This window comes from uncultured Aurantimicrobium sp. (assembly GCF_936931525.1).
Taxonomy (GTDB): Bacteria; Actinomycetota; Actinomycetes; order Actinomycetales; family Microbacteriaceae; genus Aurantimicrobium.
The window spans coordinates 21251-39199 of the sequence record NZ_CAKZII010000189.1; the positions used below are offsets into that span (position 1 = coordinate 21251).

At 55.6% G+C, this 17949-nt stretch carries 14 protein-coding genes; 8 read left to right on the forward strand and 6 right to left on the reverse strand.

The genetic code is table 11. From position 1 onward, the window contains the following. Positions 1–44: 44 nt before the first annotated feature. Together Q0362_RS09595 and Q0362_RS09720 are read left to right on the forward strand one after the other, a co-directional pair. A complete protein-coding gene (locus tag Q0362_RS09595; RefSeq protein WP_298122917.1) occupies positions 45–818 on the forward strand; it encodes a TetR/AcrR family transcriptional regulator in 774 nt (257 codons plus the stop codon). Between the two features lie 705 nt (positions 819–1523). After that, positions 1524–3968 (forward strand): fibronectin type III domain-containing protein, encoded by a 2445-nt coding sequence (locus Q0362_RS09720; protein WP_366099799.1) that lies wholly within the window; start codon positions 1524–1526, stop codon positions 3966–3968. A 46-nt stretch (positions 3969–4014) separates the two neighbouring features. On the opposite strand, the gene guaA is transcribed toward Q0362_RS09720, so the two are convergent. From guaA to guaB, 6 genes are read right to left on the reverse strand one after another with little or no spacing between them, the layout of a single operon-like run. Further along, on the reverse strand, positions 4015–5580 hold the full coding sequence (gene guaA / locus Q0362_RS09615) for a glutamine-hydrolyzing GMP synthase (protein ID WP_298122925.1): 1566 nt from the start codon (positions 5578–5580) through the stop codon (positions 4015–4017). Further along, on the reverse strand, positions 5577–6110 hold the full coding sequence (locus tag Q0362_RS09620; RefSeq protein WP_298122926.1) for a DUF3817 domain-containing protein: 534 nt from the start codon (positions 6108–6110) through the stop codon (positions 5577–5579). The genes guaA and Q0362_RS09620 overlap by 4 nt, the downstream gene beginning before the upstream one ends. 9 nt (positions 6111–6119) lie before the next feature. Then, on the reverse strand, positions 6120–6878 hold the full coding sequence (locus Q0362_RS09625) for an SURF1 family protein (RefSeq protein ID WP_298122927.1): 759 nt from the start codon (positions 6876–6878) through the stop codon (positions 6120–6122). Next, positions 6878–8620, reverse strand: coding sequence for a glycerol-3-phosphate dehydrogenase/oxidase (locus Q0362_RS09630; RefSeq protein WP_298122929.1), 1743 nt, complete (start codon positions 8618–8620; stop codon positions 6878–6880). Before Q0362_RS09630 ends, Q0362_RS09625 begins: the two co-directional genes overlap by 1 nt. 2 nt (positions 8621–8622) lie before the next feature. Next, on the reverse strand, positions 8623–9786 hold the full coding sequence (locus Q0362_RS09635; RefSeq protein ID WP_298122931.1) for a GuaB3 family IMP dehydrogenase-related protein: 1164 nt from the start codon (positions 9784–9786) through the stop codon (positions 8623–8625). 27 nt (positions 9787–9813) lie between these two features. Next, positions 9814–11316, reverse strand: a complete 1503-nt coding sequence (gene guaB / locus Q0362_RS09640; RefSeq protein ID WP_298122933.1) for an IMP dehydrogenase — start codon at positions 11314–11316, stop codon at positions 9814–9816. Positions 11317–11575: 259 nt separating this feature from the next. Here guaB and Q0362_RS09645 point away from each other — a divergent pair, with 259 nt between their 5' ends. The 6 genes from Q0362_RS09645 to Q0362_RS09670 all read left to right on the forward strand — a co-directional run bounded on the left by Q0362_RS09645 (position 11576) and on the right by Q0362_RS09670 (position 17751). Beyond that, positions 11576–12928 carry a branched-chain amino acid ABC transporter permease gene (locus Q0362_RS09645; RefSeq protein ID WP_298122935.1) on the forward strand — a complete coding sequence of 451 codons (1353 nt, stop codon included), beginning with the start codon at positions 11576–11578 and terminating at the stop codon, positions 12926–12928. A gap of 11 nt (positions 12929–12939) precedes the next feature. After that, positions 12940–13926, forward strand: a complete 987-nt coding sequence (locus Q0362_RS09650) for a branched-chain amino acid ABC transporter permease (protein WP_298122937.1) — start codon at positions 12940–12942, stop codon at positions 13924–13926. Then, complete coding sequence (locus tag Q0362_RS09655) at positions 13919–14869, forward strand: ABC transporter ATP-binding protein (protein WP_280794481.1); 951 nt, start codon at positions 13919–13921, stop codon at positions 14867–14869. The genes Q0362_RS09650 and Q0362_RS09655 overlap by 8 nt, the downstream gene beginning before the upstream one ends. Continuing rightward, on the forward strand, positions 14869–15627 hold the full coding sequence (locus Q0362_RS09660; RefSeq protein WP_298122940.1) for an ABC transporter ATP-binding protein: 759 nt from the start codon (positions 14869–14871) through the stop codon (positions 15625–15627). Before Q0362_RS09655 ends, Q0362_RS09660 begins: the two co-directional genes overlap by 1 nt. Positions 15628–15725: 98 nt before the next feature. Then, entirely contained in the window at positions 15726–16046 is a 321-nt protein-coding gene (locus tag Q0362_RS09665) for a nucleotide pyrophosphohydrolase (RefSeq protein ID WP_298122941.1), read from the forward strand. Continuing rightward, on the forward strand, positions 16033–17751 hold the full coding sequence (locus Q0362_RS09670; protein ID WP_298122943.1) for a DUF2075 domain-containing protein: 1719 nt from the start codon (positions 16033–16035) through the stop codon (positions 17749–17751). The genes Q0362_RS09665 and Q0362_RS09670 overlap by 14 nt, the downstream gene beginning before the upstream one ends. Positions 17752–17949 lie beyond the last annotated feature (198 nt).

Below are 17949 nucleotides of genomic sequence, written 5' to 3' on the forward strand. Positions count from 1 at the left end.
GGGTGAACAATCAGCGGAGAGATTTCTCCGGTTAGGCTAAATGCATGAGCCCAGCCAAGAAGAAAGCCGTATCGCGGCATTCCAAGCTGGTTCCCGTCCTCGATCCGCAGACTCCGCCTGATCGGGTTCTTGATGAGAGCTTTTGGCTCCGCTTCGGCACAAACCCTGAACCCACCACGCGCGAGAAGATGTTGTTCGTCACGGTCGATGATGTGGCGCGAATTGGCCCCACCTCGTTCAATGCCCTGGTGATGTGTGAAGCAGTTGGTGTATCTGACGGTTTGCTCAACTTCCACTTCGGCAGCAGGAATGAACTTCTTGCAGAGACCCTGGTCTGGGTTTACACCCGCTTCATTTCTGACGTTGCAGAGGCAGTCAACAACGCAGCTCAGAATCCGGAAGCACGCCTTCGCGCCTGGATCACTGCAGTAAACAAGGGCTTTGTCGTGATGGGTGGCTGGGGAGTTCTCGTAAACTACCCCGTGGCATCACGTGAGGTTGCCTATCTTGCCGAACACCAGCACGGCCGCGACTTTGTTGACCAAGCGCAATTGAATGTTGCCCTGCTCCAGCATCTCATCTCAGACTTCAAGAAGAAGAAGGTGACGGAGTTCACGCTTGAGTTGGGCAAGATTCCCAAGACCTACTTCATTAAGAATCCCGCACTCACTTCTCTCACTGTGAGCATTGCGCTCTCCACGAGCGGGCTTGCTGTCTGGCAAGGCGGTCGCTCACAAGGACAGGCGAACCTCGAAGGTTCCAAGCTTGACCGCATGGTTACCAAGGCTCACATTGATCGGATGATCAAGAGCATCTAGCCCTCACCACTCACGTTGAGGGACTCTCAGCTTCCGCATAAGCGAAATCTACTAAGGTTACTTTAGTACTAAGGTAACCTTAGTATTTTGGTTTACGCGGAAGGGGCTGTGGTGCGAACCAGATACGCGCGCCAGGGGGGCAGTACCCAGAGCAAACTTTTCGGCAGGCTCAAGAAAAAGGCCACTCGGCTTAGCGGTTTAGCTTCCCGCAAGATGCTCGCTGTCGTCGCGGCCTTAGGTGTTCTTGCGAGTCCGATAGTTGGAATCGGGACCCCGGCTAATGCAGTGAATTGCAGCACTGATTTTGCAGGAGGTACAGGAACCTCGTCAGATCCTTGGAAAGTTTCCACACCTGCCCAACTTTCAGCACTGTACCCTTGCGGAACAGTTGGGAAGTATTTCGAACAAACCAATGACATCAATTTGGAAAGCATTACTTCCTGGACTCCCATTTACTTGTTTTCTGGAACTTATTACGGGCAGAACTTTCGGATTACTAATCTCAAGATTGAAGGCAACGTTGATTATGTAGGTCTCTTCAGGGTGACTGGCCCTCTTTCTCTGCTCACAGGACTCAATCTGGTGGTGAATTCGGTGACAGGAGGTACTGGAACAGCAGGGTTAGTTTCAAATAATCAGGGCACTATTTCCGCATCATCAGTTTCAGGTGGAAGCGTTACCTCAAGGGGAACCTATGCGGCTGCGATGGTTGCCATCAACGCTGTAGGTAGCACTATCGAAAAGTCTTGGGCTAGCACTTCAGTGAGTGTGACGAACGCTGTGGTTGGTGGACTGGTGGGCGTTAATGAGAGCGGGAAAATTATCGACTCCTATGCCACCGGAGCTGTCACGGGACAATATAGCGTTGGCGGACTTGTTGGCAGGAATTTGTTGTATGACTCCACCACAACAATCAAGAATTCATATTCCACGGGTTTAGTAACTGGGACTTCGGAAAAAGGTGGATTTGTTGGAACATCGCTTAACCATGCTTCATTTGCATCTGGAACTACCATTCCCTTTACCGGCAAGAACTTCTGGGATACGACCTCCTCTGGCCAGTCTCTTTTTGGAACAAGTACCCCGGCTGTAACAGCGAGTGTTGTAGCTGGCAAAACTACAGCTGAAATGAAGTCTTTCTCCACTTTTGGCCCTAGCGGCGGGAACTGGAAGATTACTAACGGGTGGGCTGTTTATGACGCCACAAATAGCATCTGGGGAATGTGCACAGGGATGAACAGTGGCTATCCCTTCTTACTGTGGCAAGACCCAACAGGTGTAGGTTGCGGATTTCCAGGTCCTCCAACCTCACCAAGTGCTACAGCAAGTGGCACAAGCGCGACAGTTACCTGGGTAGCCCCAACAAATAGTGGAAACACTTCCATCTCGAGTTACACCGTTACTTCAAGTCCTGACTCAAAAACTTGCACGGCAACGGCATCCGAACGCAGCTGTACCGTTACAGGTCTAACAACCGGGCAGTCATATTCGCTCACAGTCACCGCTACAAATACATTGGGTACGAGTGCAGCAAGTACTGCTGTCACAGTAACCCCGAGGGTGATTCCGACTGAAGTGATTGATGGCATTCCAGTGGCTGTCGAAGGAAACGAATCAGCACTAGTGTCGTGGACCAATAAAAGCAGCCTCAATGTGACTGGCTATGAGGTTACTGCTAGCCCAGGAGGATCCACCTGCGCTGCAGTGACGTCTTTAGTATCTGATCCATCCTGCACTGTTCCTAATCTTGTCAACGGTACTTCCTATACCTTCACAGTGAAGACAACTAACTCCGCAGGCGTCTCACTCTTTGTGAGTTCGCCCTCTGCCATGTATGTTCCCCGCACATTTCCAAGCGCACCGACCGCAGTGCAAGTGCTTGCTGGTGATGAATCGGTGTTGGTTACATGGATGCCTCCCACAAACACAGGTGGTACTGCGCTCACTTCGTACACAGCAACTTCTAACCCCGGCGGGCACACCTGCACGGCAACTGCTCCTTCGACTATCTGTTTTGTGCCCGGACTGACAAACGGGCAGGCTTACACCTTCACGGTGACAGCACGCTCAGCAGCTTTTGCAACCGTGGGGGAAAGCAATGCCAGCATCGCATCAGATTCCGTCACACCACTGACCACTCCGGGCGCTCCAACCTTTACCTCGCTGACACCAGGGAATGGGTACTTAGCGGCCAGTTTCAGCCCACCCACCTCTGACGGTGGAAGCGCAATAACTCGGTATGACTACTCCGTGGATAACGGTGCTCACTGGTTTGATTTTGGCTCTGTTTCTACATCAGCCCCCCAGCGCATCACGGGTCTCTCAGCCGGGGTCAGTTATGACCTGCTGATCCGTGCGGTGAACGCAGCGGGAGCGGGGCCTTCAACCTCTGCTCAGACGGCAACATTTGTTACTGCGCCTGCAGCGCCCTCTGGGGTGACGGGCGTTGCCGGTGACAACGGGGTAGCACTGGCATGGACCGCGCCCACCATGACCGGTGGTCGCGCACTTGTTTCCTATACCGCCACGGCTTTGCCAGGCGGTGCCAGCTGCACAGTTCTAGCTCCCATCACGACCTGTGACATCACGGGCCTGACCAATGGCGTGAACTACACCTTTACGGTGACAGCTACGAACACTATTGGCACGAGTACTCCCAGCTTGGCAACTGCAGCAATGAAACCGATTTCTCCCGCTGCCTCTAACGTGACCTTAGAGATCGTGATTGCCGTAGTGGTGGGTGACCCTGTTGCTGGGGGTTCGGCTGAGTTCTCCAGTACTGGGCTGGAGCCCAGTTCCCCCTGGGATCTCGTAGTTCGCTCAACTCCACGCGTGCTGTCTTCAGGGACGTCAGGTGCTGCCGGAACCATTCTCGGTAATGCCGTGATTCCCACAGGCCTCGAAGCTGGTTGGCATTCCCTCACGCTGTCAGGGCGAAACTATCTCGGGTATCAGGTCTCCAGCACAACCTGGTTTGAAATTAACGCCTCAGGGGAGCTGATGGGTGCCTCGAGTATTGACCCCAAAACACTCGAGCAAAATCGGCTTGCACAAACTGGACAGGCAACCAGAGAGATTGCTTTGTTGGCTTTCGCTCTCATGGCACTCGGCTTTGTACTCACTCGCCGCCGCACCAGACAAACCACTTAACCACGTAGTGCCCAGACCTGACGGTCTGGGCACTACGTCGTGGGGATTACTCCCACTCAATAGTTCCTGGTGGCTTGCTGGTGACATCCAGCACGACGCGGTTCACGCCAGCAACCTCATTGGTAATGCGGTTAGAGATCTTGGCAAGCAGGTCGTAGGGCAAACGAGTCCAGTCTGCGGTCATGGCGTCCTCTGAGGACACAGGGCGCAAGACGATGGGGTGACCGTAGGTGCGACCATCTCCCATGACGCCCACAGAGCGCACGTCAGCAAGGAGAACAACAGGGCACTGCCAGATCTCGTCATCCAAGCCCGCAGCGGTCAGCTCGTGACGCACGATGGCATCTGCTTCGCGAAGCAGGTCCAGACGTTCCTGAGTGATCTCACCCACGATACGAATACCGAGACCGGGACCAGGGAAGGGCTGGCGTCCCACGATTTCGTGGGGGAGACCTAGCTCGCGACCAATGGCACGGACCTCATCCTTGAATAGTGCCCGCAGGGGCTCGACCAGTTCAAACTGCAGGTCATCAGGAAGACCACCCACGTTGTGGTGGCTCTTGATGTTGGCAGTTCCACTGCCACCACCAGATTCCACTACGTCAGGGTAGAGGGTTCCTTGAACCAAGAACTTGATGGGTTCACCATCGGCAGCAGCTTCGGCCATGAGGTCACGTTCTGCCTGCTCGAAGGTGCGAATAAATTCACGGCCAATAATCTTGCGCTTGGTCTCAGGGTCACTGACTCCGGCCAGTGCGTTCAAGAACTGCTCGCGCACGTCCACGGTCACCAGGCGAATGCCGGTGGCCTTGACGTAGTCTTCTTCAACCTGGCGGCGTTCGTCCTGACGCAGTAGACCGTGGTCAACAAAGACACAGACCAGCTGGTCGCCCACAGCCTTGTGAACAATGGCTGCCGCCACAGCGGAGTCAACACCGCCAGAAAGGCCGCAGATGACGCGGCTGGTGCCCACCTGAGCACGGATAGAAGCGACCTGGGTCTCAATGACGCTTTCGCTGTTCCAGTCCGCAGGAAGCCCAGCACACTTGTGCAGGAAGTTCTCCAGCGTGTTCTGTCCGAACTCAGAGTGCTTGACCTCAGGGTGCCACTGAACGCCGTAGAGACGGCGTTCGTCGTTGGCGAAGGCAGCAACCGGGGTTGCTTCCGTCGAGGCAACGACAGTGAAGCCGGCAGGAGCGGTGGCGACCTGGTCGCCGTGGCTCATCCAGACAGTCTGAGTGGTGGGCTGGCCGCCCACAAGAGCGTGGTCAGCCTTGATGGCCATGTCGGTGGCACCGTATTCGCGGCCACCGGTCTGAGCAACGGTTCCACCGAGAGCCTGAGCCATCACCTGGAAGCCGTAGCAAATACCAAAGACGGGAATGCCGAGTTCCAGGATCGCAGGGTCCAGAGAAGGGGAGCCAGGCTCATAGACGCTGGAAGGACCACCGGAGAGCACAATGCCCACGGGGTTCTTTGCAGCTACCTCAGCAGCAGAGATGGAGTGAGGAACAATCTCGGAATACACACCAGCTTCGCGAACGCGGCGGGCAATGAGTTGTGCGTACTGGGCGCCGAAGTCAACGACGAGTACGGGCTGGGGCTGCGTCACGCGGCCTCTCCTTTTGCTGGGGTGGGGGTTGGTGAAGAAGATGAGGCGTCTTGAGTTGCCAGGAATGCCACAACCTGCTTGGCATAGAAGTGCTCAACGACAAAGGACAGTCCGGGGATGATTCCACCGAGGGCAATGATGAACAGCTTGGCGGCGTTCCAGCGCATCATGGACCAGATGCGGAAGCCGGCGAAGAGGTAGGCAACATAGAGCCAGCCGTGGATAACCAAGATGCCAATAGAGAGGTTGATGGCCTCAACGCTGTCGTTGGGAACAAGAGCCAAGAAGCCTTGTGGGCCAAAGAGTTCAATCTCATAGCCGGGCTCAAGGAAGATGAAGTCGCCGGTGGCGGGATCAATCATGCCGTTGGGGGCAACAAAAGTATTGCTGCGGTAGTCGATGCAGTACTTCAAGATCATCTCTGCCACCAGCAGAAGAAGGAAAGTACCGGTGATGTAGGACATCACCTTGTAGAACTTCAGAGCCTTCGGAATGCGAGGAATATCTGCGGCGCGAGGGGCTAAAGGCATGGCTCTAGTTTAGTTCGCCTCAAGCTGTGCTTTTTCTTCGAGTTCTCGCTCGTAGGCGTCCTTGACCAGACGCCACCAGATGAAGAACGCGAAGCCAGCGAAGACAACCCACTCAACGGCATAGAAGATATTGAGCCAGTTCACGGAGCCCTCATTCATGGGCGGAATGGACTCAATCACGTCCAACCCAGCAGGGGCAACATCGGCCACGAGGTAACCCTCATAGACCGGACCAGCAAAGTCTGGCCACAGGTTCACAAGGGATGCCACAGACAGCGTGCTCTCCACAAAGGGACCTTGTTCCCCTTCGGGAACCACAGGTGCCTCGGTGGGCATAAAGCGACCAGTCACCACAGCAGGCTCGGTCACGGGAGAGGCATTGAGCTCATCCATCACAGAAAGCACTTCAGTTTCCTGAGCAGCCCAGCCGAGCGCAATCGGCAGTGAGCCTTCTTCGGTGATGAAGCGTCCCACGAGCCAGTACCCAGCTTCTCCGTAGTTGAGACGACCGGTCAGCACGGTATAGGAATCGGGGGAGAGATAACCCGTGACTTCGGTCATGTGACCGGAAGCAATCTCTGAGGGAGCAATGCCGGGAACCTGTAACTCCACCAAAGGAATGATCGTCTCGGATTCAGCATCAATGGGCTGCGAGGCAATGATGGCGCGTTCGAGCTGCCATTGACCCAGCCACGCAAACGCAGCTGCAGCTCCCATCACCAGGAGCAGAAAGGCAATCCACCGAACTTTAAGAGCAGTGCGCAGCATTAGACCGGCATCTCCGTTATCGAGGGGACGGACATGCGAATAGCGTTAGCTGCTTCATCAGAGGTTTGCTGCTCGGCAGCAAACTCCGCTTCGATGCCCAGTCGGAAGTTCTTGACCTGAGCCTTTTCGGTGGCAGCATTCCATCCCAACAACTTGGCCATGATCTTTCCCACGACAGGTGCTGCTTCGAGGCCCCGGTCACGCGTTTCAATAGTGAAACGCGTGCGACGGGACAGCACGTCTTCGATGTGCAGAGCACCTTCGTGGGTCACCGCATAGGTGACTTCAGCCAGGAGGTAGTCAGGGTTGCCAGGCAGAGATTCTGCTTGCTTGGGATCTGCCGCAATGATGGCGAGCAGGTCATCTGCCATTGAGCCGTAGCGGTTGAGCAAGTGCTCCACGACGGACTTGGGCAAACCTGCACGCGCAGCAGTGCGGGTGCGACGGTTCCATGAAGCTTTGTATCCGGCAGCACCCAGCAGGGGCACCGACGCGGTCACGCTGGCAGGGATAGAACCTTCACCAGCCAAAGCGTTCAGCTCGGAGACGGCAGCATCCACCGCGTCGTTGGCCATCACGCGATAGGTAGTCCACTTACCGCCAGCAATGAGCACCAGGCCAGGCTTGGGCTTGACCACAACGTGTTCACGGCTGAGCTTGGTAGTGGACTCAGAGTTTCCGGCCAGCAATGGACGCAGGCCCACATACACACCCTCGATGTCATCGTGGGTGATGGGGTCATCGAGTACGGCGTTGACGTGGTCGAGCACATACTGAATATCCGTGGCGGTCGCCGAAGGATGCGCCTTGTCAAAGGTCCAGTCGGTGTCCGTGGTGCCAATGATCCAGTGACGTCCCCAGGGAATTACAAAGAGAACGGACTTCTCAGTGCGGAGCAGCAGACCCATGACCGACTTGAAGCGATCACGCGGAACCACAATGTGGATTCCCTTCGATGCCCGCACGCGCAGCGTGCCGCCATCGTGGACAAGCTCCTGGGTGGTTCCGGTCCACACACCCGTGGAGTTAATGACCTGCTTGGCGCGGATGGGGAATTCGCGTCCGGTTTCTAGGTCCTTGACCGTAACGCCAATGACCTGGCCCTTCTTCTGCAAGAAGCCGACCACTTCGGTGCGGTTCGCTGCGAGGGCGCCGTTGGCGACCGCCGTGCGAACCAGGTTGACCACGTAACGGGCGTCATCGACGCGGCCGTCGTAGTAGCTCATGCCACCGATGATGCCGGAGGAGCGCAGGCTGGGTGCTGCCAAGCCAATCTGGCGCTTGCTCAGGTGACGGTGGTGTCCCACGCCCGGGCGTCGGCCACCGGCATAAGAAAAGATGTCATAGAGCAGCATGCCTGCACCCACATAGGCACGTTCCCAAATGGGGTGCTCCACGGGGTAGAGAAAACGAATGGGCTTGACCAGGTGGGGAGCCAACTGCTGCAAAAGCAGACCCCGCTCGGTGAGCGCTTCCTGAACGAGATGGAAGTCCAGCTGCTCGAGGTAACGAATACCGCCGTGTACGAGCTTGGAGGAACGGCTCGAGGTTCCCGCTGCCCAGTCTTGTGCTTCAACCACACCGACGTTTAATCCACGAGTAGCTGCATCCAAAGCACACCCAGCACCAACAATGCCGCCACCAATAATGAGGATGTCGAGCTCTTCGGCCTCCATGGCGGCCAGCGCTTCAGCACGCGAGTGTGCATTGAGCGCGCCCTGTGTGGAAGCGGTGTCAGTCATTGTTAGAGAGTGGGGTCGACTACTGGTGCGGTGGCAGCGGCGCTGGAACCTGCGCTGTAGGGAGCAACAACAACCTCCACGCGCTGGAACTCTTTGAGATCGGAGTAACCAGTGGTGGCCATCGAGCGGCGCAGAGCACCGACAAGGTTCGAGGTGCCGTCTGCAACATCTGCAGGGCCGAAGAGAAGTTGTTCAAGAGGAGCAACCTGGCCTACGTGCACGCGGTTACCGCGAGGAAGCTCACCGTGGTGTGCTTCGTGGCCCCAGTGCCAACCGCCACCAGGAGCGTCAGTCGCACGAGCAAGCGCAGAACCCAGCATGACGGCGTCAGCACCGCACGCGATTGCCTTCACCACGTCGCCAGAGGTGCCGAGGCCACCATCTGCGATGACGTGAACGTAACGTCCACCGGACTCGTCCATGTAGTCGCGCCGAGCACCTGCGATGTCCGCAATGGCGGTAGCCATCGGAGCGTGAATACCCAAAGAAGCACGGGTGGTCGAAGCAGCACCGCCACCGAAGCCGACCAGAACACCAGCAGCACCGGTGCGCATCAAGTGCAGGGCTGCGGTGTAGGTGGCTGCGCCACCAACAATGACAGGAACGTCGAGTTCATAAATGAACTTCTTGAGGTTCAGAGCTTCGGTCTCCTTAGAGACGTGCTCTGCAGAAACGGTGGTGCCGCGGATTACGAACAGGTCCACGCCAGCACTCACCACGGTCTGGTAGAACTCCTGGGTGCGCTGAGGAGACAGCGCAGCGGCCACGGTCACGCCAGAGGCGCGAACCTCGGCCAGACGCGCTGTGATGAGTTCCGCCTTGATGGGCTCGGCATAGAGCTCCTGCATGCGCTTGGTTGCAGTAGCAGCAGGGAGAGAACGAATCTCTGCCAGAACAGGAAGGGGGTTCTCGTAGCGAGTCCACAGACCCTCGAGGTTCAGAACACCCACACCACCGAGCTTGCCCATGGCAATAGCGGTCTCGGGGGAGACCACGGAGTCCATGGGGGCAGCCAGGATAGGAATCTCGAACTGGTAGGCATCAATACCCCAGCTGACAGACACATCCTGAGGGTCACGGGTGCGACGGCTAGGGACAACAGCGATGTCATCGAAGGCAAAGGCGCGGCGAGCACGCTTTGAGCGCCCGATCTCAATTTCAGTCACTGTGGTTCCCCAGACGTTCTTTCTGTATTACTTACGGTAGTTCGGTGCTTCGACAACCATCTGGATGTCGTGCGGGTGGGACTCTTTGAGTCCAGCCGCAGTGATGCGCACGAACTTACCGTTCGAGCGAAGCTCAGCAATGGTGCGAGCGCCCACATAGAACATGGACTGGCGCAGGCCACCAACAAGTTGGTGTGCCACAGCAGAGAGAGGTCCACGGTAGGCAACGCGGCCTTCAATACCTTCAGCAATGAGCTTGTCATCGCTGGGGACGTCCGACTGGAAGTAGCGGTCCTTGGAATACGAGGTGCGCTCGCCGCGGGTCTGCAGAGCACCCAAGGAACCCATGCCGCGGTAGCTCTTGTACTGCTTGCCGTTGTCGAAGACCAGGTCGCCAGGGCTTTCGTCGCAACCAGCGAACAAGGAACCCAGCATCACGGACTCAGCACCGGCAACAAGTGCCTTGGCAATGTCACCGGAGTACTGCAAGCCACCATCAGCAATAACAGGAACGCCAGCAGGACCAGCAGCCTGGTAGGCCTCCCAGATCGCGGTGACCTGAGGAACACCCACACCAGCTACAACACGAGTGGTGCAGATAGAACCGGGACCAACACCGACCTTGATGCCGTCAGCACCCGCGTCCACGAGTGCCTGTGCACCGGAACGGGTTGCCACGTTGCCACCAATCACATCGATGTGCGCAAAGGAAGGGTCGCTCTTGAGCTTCTTAATGATCTCCAGCACACCAGCGGAGTCACCGTTAGCGGTATCGACAACAAGGACGTCCACGCCGGCATCGCGGAGTGCCTCCGCACGCTGCCAGGCGTCTCCGAAGAAACCAATAGCGGCACCGACGCGCAAACGGCCTGCGTCGTCCTTGGTGGCGTCAGGGTACTTCTCGGACTTGTCAAAGTCTTTGGTGGTGATCAAACCGGTGAGCTTGCCTGCACCATCGACAATGGGCAGCTTCTCAATCTTGTGCTTACCCAGCAGCGCAATAGCGTCATCAGCAGAGACACCCACAGGTGCAGTAACCAAAGGCATCGGGGTCATGACTTCGCGCACGGTGAGACGCTGCTTGTCTGCATCAGAGACAAAGCGCATATCGCGGTTGGTAATGATGCCGACCAGAGTGCCGTCGGCATCCACAACAGGAAGACCACTGACACGGAACTGACCACACAGGCCATCAACCTCAGCAACAGTTGCCTCTGCTGTGGTGGTGACCGGGTTGGTAATCATGCCGGACTCAGAGCGCTTGACCTTATCTACCTGGTCAGCTTGGTCCTCAATAGAGAGGTTGCGGTGAAGAATGCCAATACCGCCCTGGCGAGCCATGGCGATAGCCATGCGGGCTTCGGTCACGGTGTCCATGGCGGAAGAGATCAGAGGCTTAGAGAGGGTGATGCGGCGAGTGAAGCGGCTCGAGGTGTTTGCCTCGCTCGGAATGACGTCCGTGTGTCCAGGCAGGAGCAGCACGTCGTCGTAGGTAAGTCCAACAAATCCAAAAGGATCGTTCTGGGCCATCGTTCCTCAGTTCTTAATCTATTTGTCCGAAATTCCGGGCAATAACCCGCGCCATTACGGCAAAGCCTCTGTAATCAAGCTTAACGGGTTGGCGCGGGCAGTTATTCCCCTACTAAAGTCTTATGCGGTCGTCAATATCGCGCATGTTTAACAAGTGCGACATAATCGACAGGTATCGTCTGTCAAAGTCGACATGCGATGAAACAAATGGAGGGCAACGCGTGACCAACAGTTCGGTTGTTCTCCCTATGGAGGTGCAGTGGTAAACACAGCTTTAGCGCGCCGTTCCAGCCCCATGAGCCTGCGAGTCATCTTTGGTGTACTCCTAGGTCTGTTGGTTCTCTCATTCACGCTGGGTACGGGTGCTCCCGCTGCTCACGCTGCAACCAGTGACGTCTGCGTCGCTGACGCAGAAACTGGATGTTTCACGGGAACTATCAAGGGTGTTGGTGCTGGCGTCAAACTAACTATTGACGGGAACGGCCTGAACGTTCCTGCCGAGACCGACAAAGACGGTAAGTGGAACGCAGCGGTTACAGTCGCTGGTCTCTACACAATTACCCTCGACGAAAAGACCCTTCCTGAAGGTGTCACCCTCAAGGGCGACGCTGTCCAGGAGCGCGACATCACCCTCGGCTTTGTGAAGGCAACAATCTTCTCAGTCGACGGTGCAACCGGTGACGGAGCCGACAACGGCCCATCACAGGCTGAGATCGCTGCTGAAGGATTCAACTGGGATCGACTTGCACAGCAAATCGTCTCTGGTCTTCGACTCGGTCTCCTCCTCGCACTGGCCTCTATTGGTCTCTCCCTGATCTACGGAACCACGGGTCTTTCCAGCTTCTCTCACGCAGAGCAGGTGACCCTTGGTGGTCTTCTGGGATACACCTTCGCGAACGTACTCGGCTTGAACATCTTCCTCACCATCGTCATCGTGGTCATCCTGACCGGTGCTACCGGTTACATCCAAGATGCGGTCATTTGGAAGCCACTGCGTAAGAAGGGTCTGTCCCTGACACAGATGATCATTGTGACCATCGGTCTGGCACTGGCCCTGCAGTACACCTTCCAGATGTTCTATGGAGCATCCACGGTTCGTATCCTCATGAAGAACCCTGAGACCTTCACCATCGGACCCGTCACCTTGACCTTCGAGTCACTGTGGGCAATGGGCCTCTCGGTTATCGTTCTCATCTTGGTTGGTCTCTTCCTCCTCAAGACCCGCACGGGACGCGCAACCCGCGCCGTATCGGACAACCCCTCGCTTGCGGCGGCTTCCGGTATCGACGTAGACCGCATCATCCGTCTGGTCTGGGTCATCGCCACTGCACTCGCTGGTCTTTCCGGTGTCATGCTCGGCCTGGTCCTCAACGGCATCAACTGGCAGACAGGTATGCAGCTGCTGCTGCTCATGTTTGCCGCAGTTACCCTCGGTGGTCTCGGTACCGCCTTCGGTGCGCTGATTGGTTCGCTCATCATCGGTATGACCGTAGAGCTCGCCAACTTCGTCGTGCCTGGTGACTTCAAGTACGCAACAGCCCTTCTGCTGCTGATTGTTATCCTGCTGGTTCGTCCGCAGGGTATCTTCGGTCGCAAAGAGCGGATCGGTTAAGGAGGACAGTCATGGATATGTGGATTAAAGTTCTCTATGACATGTCGGCGAACATGATTCTGCCGACTACCGCTGCCTTTGCTATCGCAGCAATTGGTCTGAACGTTCACTTCGGTTTCACCGGTCTGTTGAACATGGGTCAAGCGGGCTTCATGCTCATTGGTGCGTACGGATTCTCCGTAGCCACCATTGCTGGTCTTCCCTTCTGGGCAGCCACACTGGTCACCATTGCAGCCGGTACCATCTTCGCTTTGCTTCTGGGTATTCCAACCCTGAAACTGCGAGGTGACTATCTGGCCATCGTGACGATTGCCGCGGCGGAAATCGTCCGCATGATCGGTCGTGCTTCGGTATTGAACTCCGTCACCGGTGGTTCAAACGGTCTCCCCGGTGAGACCTACCGCAACACCTTCAGTGCCCTGTCTCCCTTCCCTGATGGAAAGACAGCAATCCTGTGGTTCGACTTCGACAACACCGGCGTTAACGGATGGTTCATCCGTATCGTCGCGTGGAGCCTTGTTGTGATCTTCGCTGTTCTCGTATGGCTTCTGATGCGCTCCCCTTGGGGCCGCGTTATCAAGGGCATCCGTGAAGACGAAGATGCTGTTCGCAGCCTCGGCAAGAACGTCTTCGCCTTCAAGATGCAGGCCCTCATCATCGGTGGTGTCCTCGGTGCTATCGGCGGTATGTTCTACGTCCTGCCCACCTCGGTCCAGCCAGATGCTCTCGGTCGTAACATGACCTTCCTCATCTGGACCGCGATGCTCTTGGGTGGTGCTGCCACCATCTGGGGCCCCGTCCTCGGATCGGCACTGTTCTTCGCTCTGCGTATCTTCATTCAGGGCACCGTGGATATCCTCATCCCCGATGCCATCTTGAACACTCAGCAGACCGAGCAGTTCTCATGGATCATGGTTGGTGTCGCACTGATGCTGCTGGTGATCTTCAGGCCTCAAGGAATCTTGGGCGACAAGAAGGAGCTGAACTTCAATGTCTAATGCGACCAAGAAGACAGCAACAGAAGCTCGTGCAGAGCTGAAGACTGTCAAGCAAACTCCTGGAGCCTCAAAGCCCGATGCCATCCTCGTGGTCGACAACGTCGTCCGTGACTTCGGTGGTAACCGTGCTGTTGATGTTGATCACTTAGAAGTGCAGCGCGGTGTGATCACCGCACTGATCGGCCCTAACGGTGCCGGTAAGACAACCTTCTTCAACCTCATCACCGGATTCGACCAGCCATCCTCTGCAAAGAAGATGTTTGGTGGACCCTCCGCTGACAAGGCTGCTAAGTGGTCCTTCAACGGCAAGCTGCTCGGTAACACCGCAGCAGCCTCCGTTGCTAAGAGCGGAATGGTTCGCACCTTCCAGCTGACCAAGGCGCTGTCGCGCCTCACCGTGATGCAGAACATGCTTCTCGGTGCCAAGGATCAGCGTGGAGAATCCTTCCTTGCTGCTTTTGTGAAGCCTCTCTGGGCAGCACAAGAGAAGGCAAACATCGCCAAGGCCGAAGATCTTCTCAAGCGCTTCAAGCTCTATGAGAAGAAGGAAGACCTTGCCGGTAGCCTCTCTGGTGGTCAGAAGAAGCTCCTCGAAATGGCCCGCGCTCTCATGAGCGACCCCGTCATGATCATGCTCGACGAGCCCATGGCTGGTGTGAACCCTGCACTGACTCAGTCACTGCTTGGCCACATCCAGTCGCTGCGCGACGAAGGAACCACCGTTCTCTTCGTTGAGCACGACATGCACATGGTTCGCCACATCTCAGACTGGGTTGTCGTCATGGCAGAAGGTCGCGTTGTTGCGGAAGGTCCAGCGGACACCGTGATGAGCGACCAGGCTGTTATCGATGCTTACCTCGGAGCCCACCACGACACCGACCTCGGCGATGACGCATTGCTCGAAGAAGGCGCAATGGATGCTCCCAAGAAGGAGAAGAAGTAATGGCTGAAGCAAAGAAGCCTGGCGTCGAGCCAGTACTGCGCGCCGACAACCTTGTTGCTGGTTACCTCCCCGGTGTGAACATCCTCAACGGTTGTTCCATCGAGGCCTACCCTGGTGAGCTCATCGGCATCATCGGCCCTAACGGTGCCGGTAAGTCGACCCTCCTCAAGGCACTCTTCGGTCTGGTCAAGATCCGTGAAGGTTCTGTCACCCTCAACGGTGAAGACATCACAGGCTTCAAGACCAACAAGCTGGTTCAGATGGGTGTGGGCTTCGTGCCTCAGACCAACAACGTCTTCCCCAGCCTGACCATCCAGGAGAACCTCCAGATGGGTCTGTTCCTGCAGCCCAAGCGTCTGTCTGAGCGTCTTGACGCCATCTTCGACATCTTCCCCGTGCTCGCTGACCGTCGTCAGCAGAGCGCAGGTTCGCTGTCCGGTGGTGAGCGTCAGTCCGTCGCTATGGCACGCGCCCTGATGATGGACCCTAAGGTCCTTCTTCTGGACGAGCCATCTGCTGGTCTGTCTCCTGTTCGTCAGGATGAGACCTTCATTCGCACACGCCGCATTAACAAGGCTGGCGTCTCGGTCATCATGGTGGAGCAGAACGCTCGTCGTTGCCTCCAGATTGCTGACCGTGGATATGTTCTCGACCAGGGACGCGATGCCTACACCGGCACCGGCCGCGAGCTGGCCGATGACCCTAAGGTCATCGAGCTTTACCTCGGCACCCTGGCAAAGGATGTTGACGCGAAGTAGTCAAGTTAAACCACAAACTCACCCCCGCAGCGATGCGGGGGTGAGTTGTTTAACCTCCGGCCAAGCTCAGTGTCGGTGTTCTGCGATAAGTTGAATTCATGGAACAACGGGATGTTATTCAGGCTCTGAGAGAGTTTGTTCAAGAGCGTGATTGGGGTCAGTTCCATACTCCAGAGAACCTCGCCAAAAGCGTGAGCATTGAAGCTGCTGAACTTCTGGAGAACTACCAATGGGGAAGCCCAGCCAACCTAGAAAACGTCCAAGACGAATTGGCTGATGTGTTGACCTACTGCCTTCTCTTGGCGGATAAGTTGGGGATGGACCCAAATGAGATAGTTCTAGAAAAGCTGGCTAAAACTCAACAGAAATACCCTGTTGAGAAAGCGCGGGGGCGCAGCGATAAATATGACCAGCTTTAATATTGAGCGACTTCCTTTCGATAAGGGCGCGGTAGCCACCTGGGCTGAAACAAACCCACGTCATAAGAACTGGCCTGTTGTTTACACAATAGAAGGAACTGACGAGATTTACATTGGTGAATCCACCAATGTGGCCAGCCGCATGTTCCAGCACCTCGCTGTTGAACAACGCCAACACCTCAAGAAGATCAAGGTCATCCTTGATGACCGCTTCAATAAGTCTGTTTGCTTAGACCTCGAGTCACAGCTGATTCGCTACCTCGCTGCGGACAGCAAATACAAAGTCCTCAACGGAAACCACGGCATCACTGATGCTGATTACTTCGAACGTGATCGCTATCGCGAGACCTTCAATGAACTCTTTGAGGAGCTCCTCAAAGAAGGTGTCTTCACGCGAAGCATCCCAGACATTGTGAACAGCGACCTATTCAAGTTCTCACCATTCAAAGCACTGAATACAGATCAATCTGTGGCTATTGAGGGTGTTCTTGAGAAACTCTTTGAAGACCTCGAGAACAAGACAGATACACCCATCGTTATCCAGGGAGACCCTGGCACGGGTAAGACAATTGTTGCCGTCTATCTCATGAAGCTCCTGGTCGACATTGCGAAGAGCCAACCAGACGAACAGCTCGACAGTGACTCAATGTTCTCTGATTTCTTCCAACAGGGTTACCGAGAGCAGCTCAAAGACTTCACCATCGGGTTGGTCATTCCCCAACAGTCCTTGCGGAAGTCCATTGAGAAGGTGTTTGCAAAGACGCCAGGCCTTTCCAAGTTGATGGTGCTTAGTCCTTTTGATGCTGGTGCATCGAAGGAACACTACGACCTGCTTATTGTTGATGAGTCACACCGTCTTGGGCAGCGATCCAACCAGCCTTCAGCTGCACAGAATAAGAAGTTCACGGATATCAACACCGCGTTGTTTGGCAATGATGACTTGTCATGGACGCAATTGGACTGGATCAAGGCCAAGAGCACACACCAGCTGTACCTGCTGGACTCAGCACAAAGTGTGAAGCCCGCTGACTTACCTGCAGAGGTAACGGCTGCTCTTGTGGAACAAGCCCGTCAAGCTAACAGTTTCTTCCGTCTTGTGTCTCAGATGCGTGTGGCAGGTGGAACCGACTACATCGAGTTCATTGGCCGAATCTTTGCTGGCAAACAGCTAGGACCGGAGTCTTTCGGGAACTACGAACTCCGATTCTTTGATGACATTGCAGAGATGCGTGAGGCAATCTTCGAGAAAGATAAAGATGTAGGCCTTTCTCGAATGATTGCTGGCTATGCCTGGCCATGGGCGAGCAAGAACGACCCAAGTGCTGTGGACATTCAGATCGGTGACGTTGGTCTCACATGGAACCGGACAGCAACAGACTGGATCAACTCACCCACTTCACTCGAAGAGGTCGGGTCTATACACACTGTTCAGGGCTATGACCTGAACTATGCCGGAGTCATCATCGGGCCGGACCTCGGGTACGACCCAGTTGCGAAGAAGATTGTCTTTCATCGTGAGAATTATCACGATAAGAAGGGCAAAGAAAACAACCCCAGGCTCGGTATCGAGTACACAGATGAAGATCTACTCAACTACGTGGTGAATATCTATCGGGTGTTGCTGACCCGAGGGATCAAGGGGACGTTCGTATTTGTTTGCGATCCCGCACTGAAAAATATGCTCAGTTCTTCATTTAACAAATAACTAGCAAAGACGCTTTCTCCGTTTCACTAACAAATAACCATTTTTGTCACCAGATCCCTGGCAAAGGCCTTTTAGAAAAAATTCTGGCAACTTCATCAAACCAACCAAGATCTCAAAAATGTTCGCTGCCTGCTATTCAGCAGACTAAGCATAGGAAATGTTCAAGATGTAGTCTTGTTTGAATTAATTCGACCTGGT

What these genes read in the sequence shown, in the direction of transcription:
- Q0362_RS09595 (WP_298122917.1), top strand. Translation starts at nt 45, where the DNA reads ATGAGCCCAGCCAAGAAGAAAGCCGTATCGCGGCATTCCAAGCTGGTT.
- Q0362_RS09720 (WP_366099799.1), top strand. Translation starts at nt 1,524, where the DNA reads ATGGTTGCCATCAACGCTGTAGGTAGCACTATCGAAAAGTCTTGGGCT.
- Q0362_RS09620 (WP_298122926.1), bottom strand. Translation starts at nt 6,110, where the DNA reads ATGCCTTTAGCCCCTCGCGCCGCAGATATTCCTCGCATTCCGAAGGCT.
- Q0362_RS09625 (WP_298122927.1), bottom strand. Translation starts at nt 6,878, where the DNA reads ATGCTGCGCACTGCTCTTAAAGTTCGGTGGATTGCCTTTCTGCTCCTG.
- Q0362_RS09630 (WP_298122929.1), bottom strand. Translation starts at nt 8,620, where the DNA reads ATGACTGACACCGCTTCCACACAGGGCGCGCTCAATGCACACTCGCGT.
- guaB (WP_298122933.1), bottom strand. Translation starts at nt 11,316, where the DNA reads ATGGCCCAGAACGATCCTTTTGGATTTGTTGGACTTACCTACGACGAC.
- Q0362_RS09650 (WP_298122937.1), top strand. Translation starts at nt 12,940, where the DNA reads ATGGATATGTGGATTAAAGTTCTCTATGACATGTCGGCGAACATGATT.
- Q0362_RS09655 (WP_280794481.1), top strand. Translation starts at nt 13,919, where the DNA reads ATGTCTAATGCGACCAAGAAGACAGCAACAGAAGCTCGTGCAGAGCTG.
- Q0362_RS09660 (WP_298122940.1), top strand. Translation starts at nt 14,869, where the DNA reads ATGGCTGAAGCAAAGAAGCCTGGCGTCGAGCCAGTACTGCGCGCCGAC.
- Q0362_RS09665 (WP_298122941.1), top strand. Translation starts at nt 15,726, where the DNA reads ATGGAACAACGGGATGTTATTCAGGCTCTGAGAGAGTTTGTTCAAGAG.
- Q0362_RS09670 (WP_298122943.1), top strand. Translation starts at nt 16,033, where the DNA reads ATGACCAGCTTTAATATTGAGCGACTTCCTTTCGATAAGGGCGCGGTA.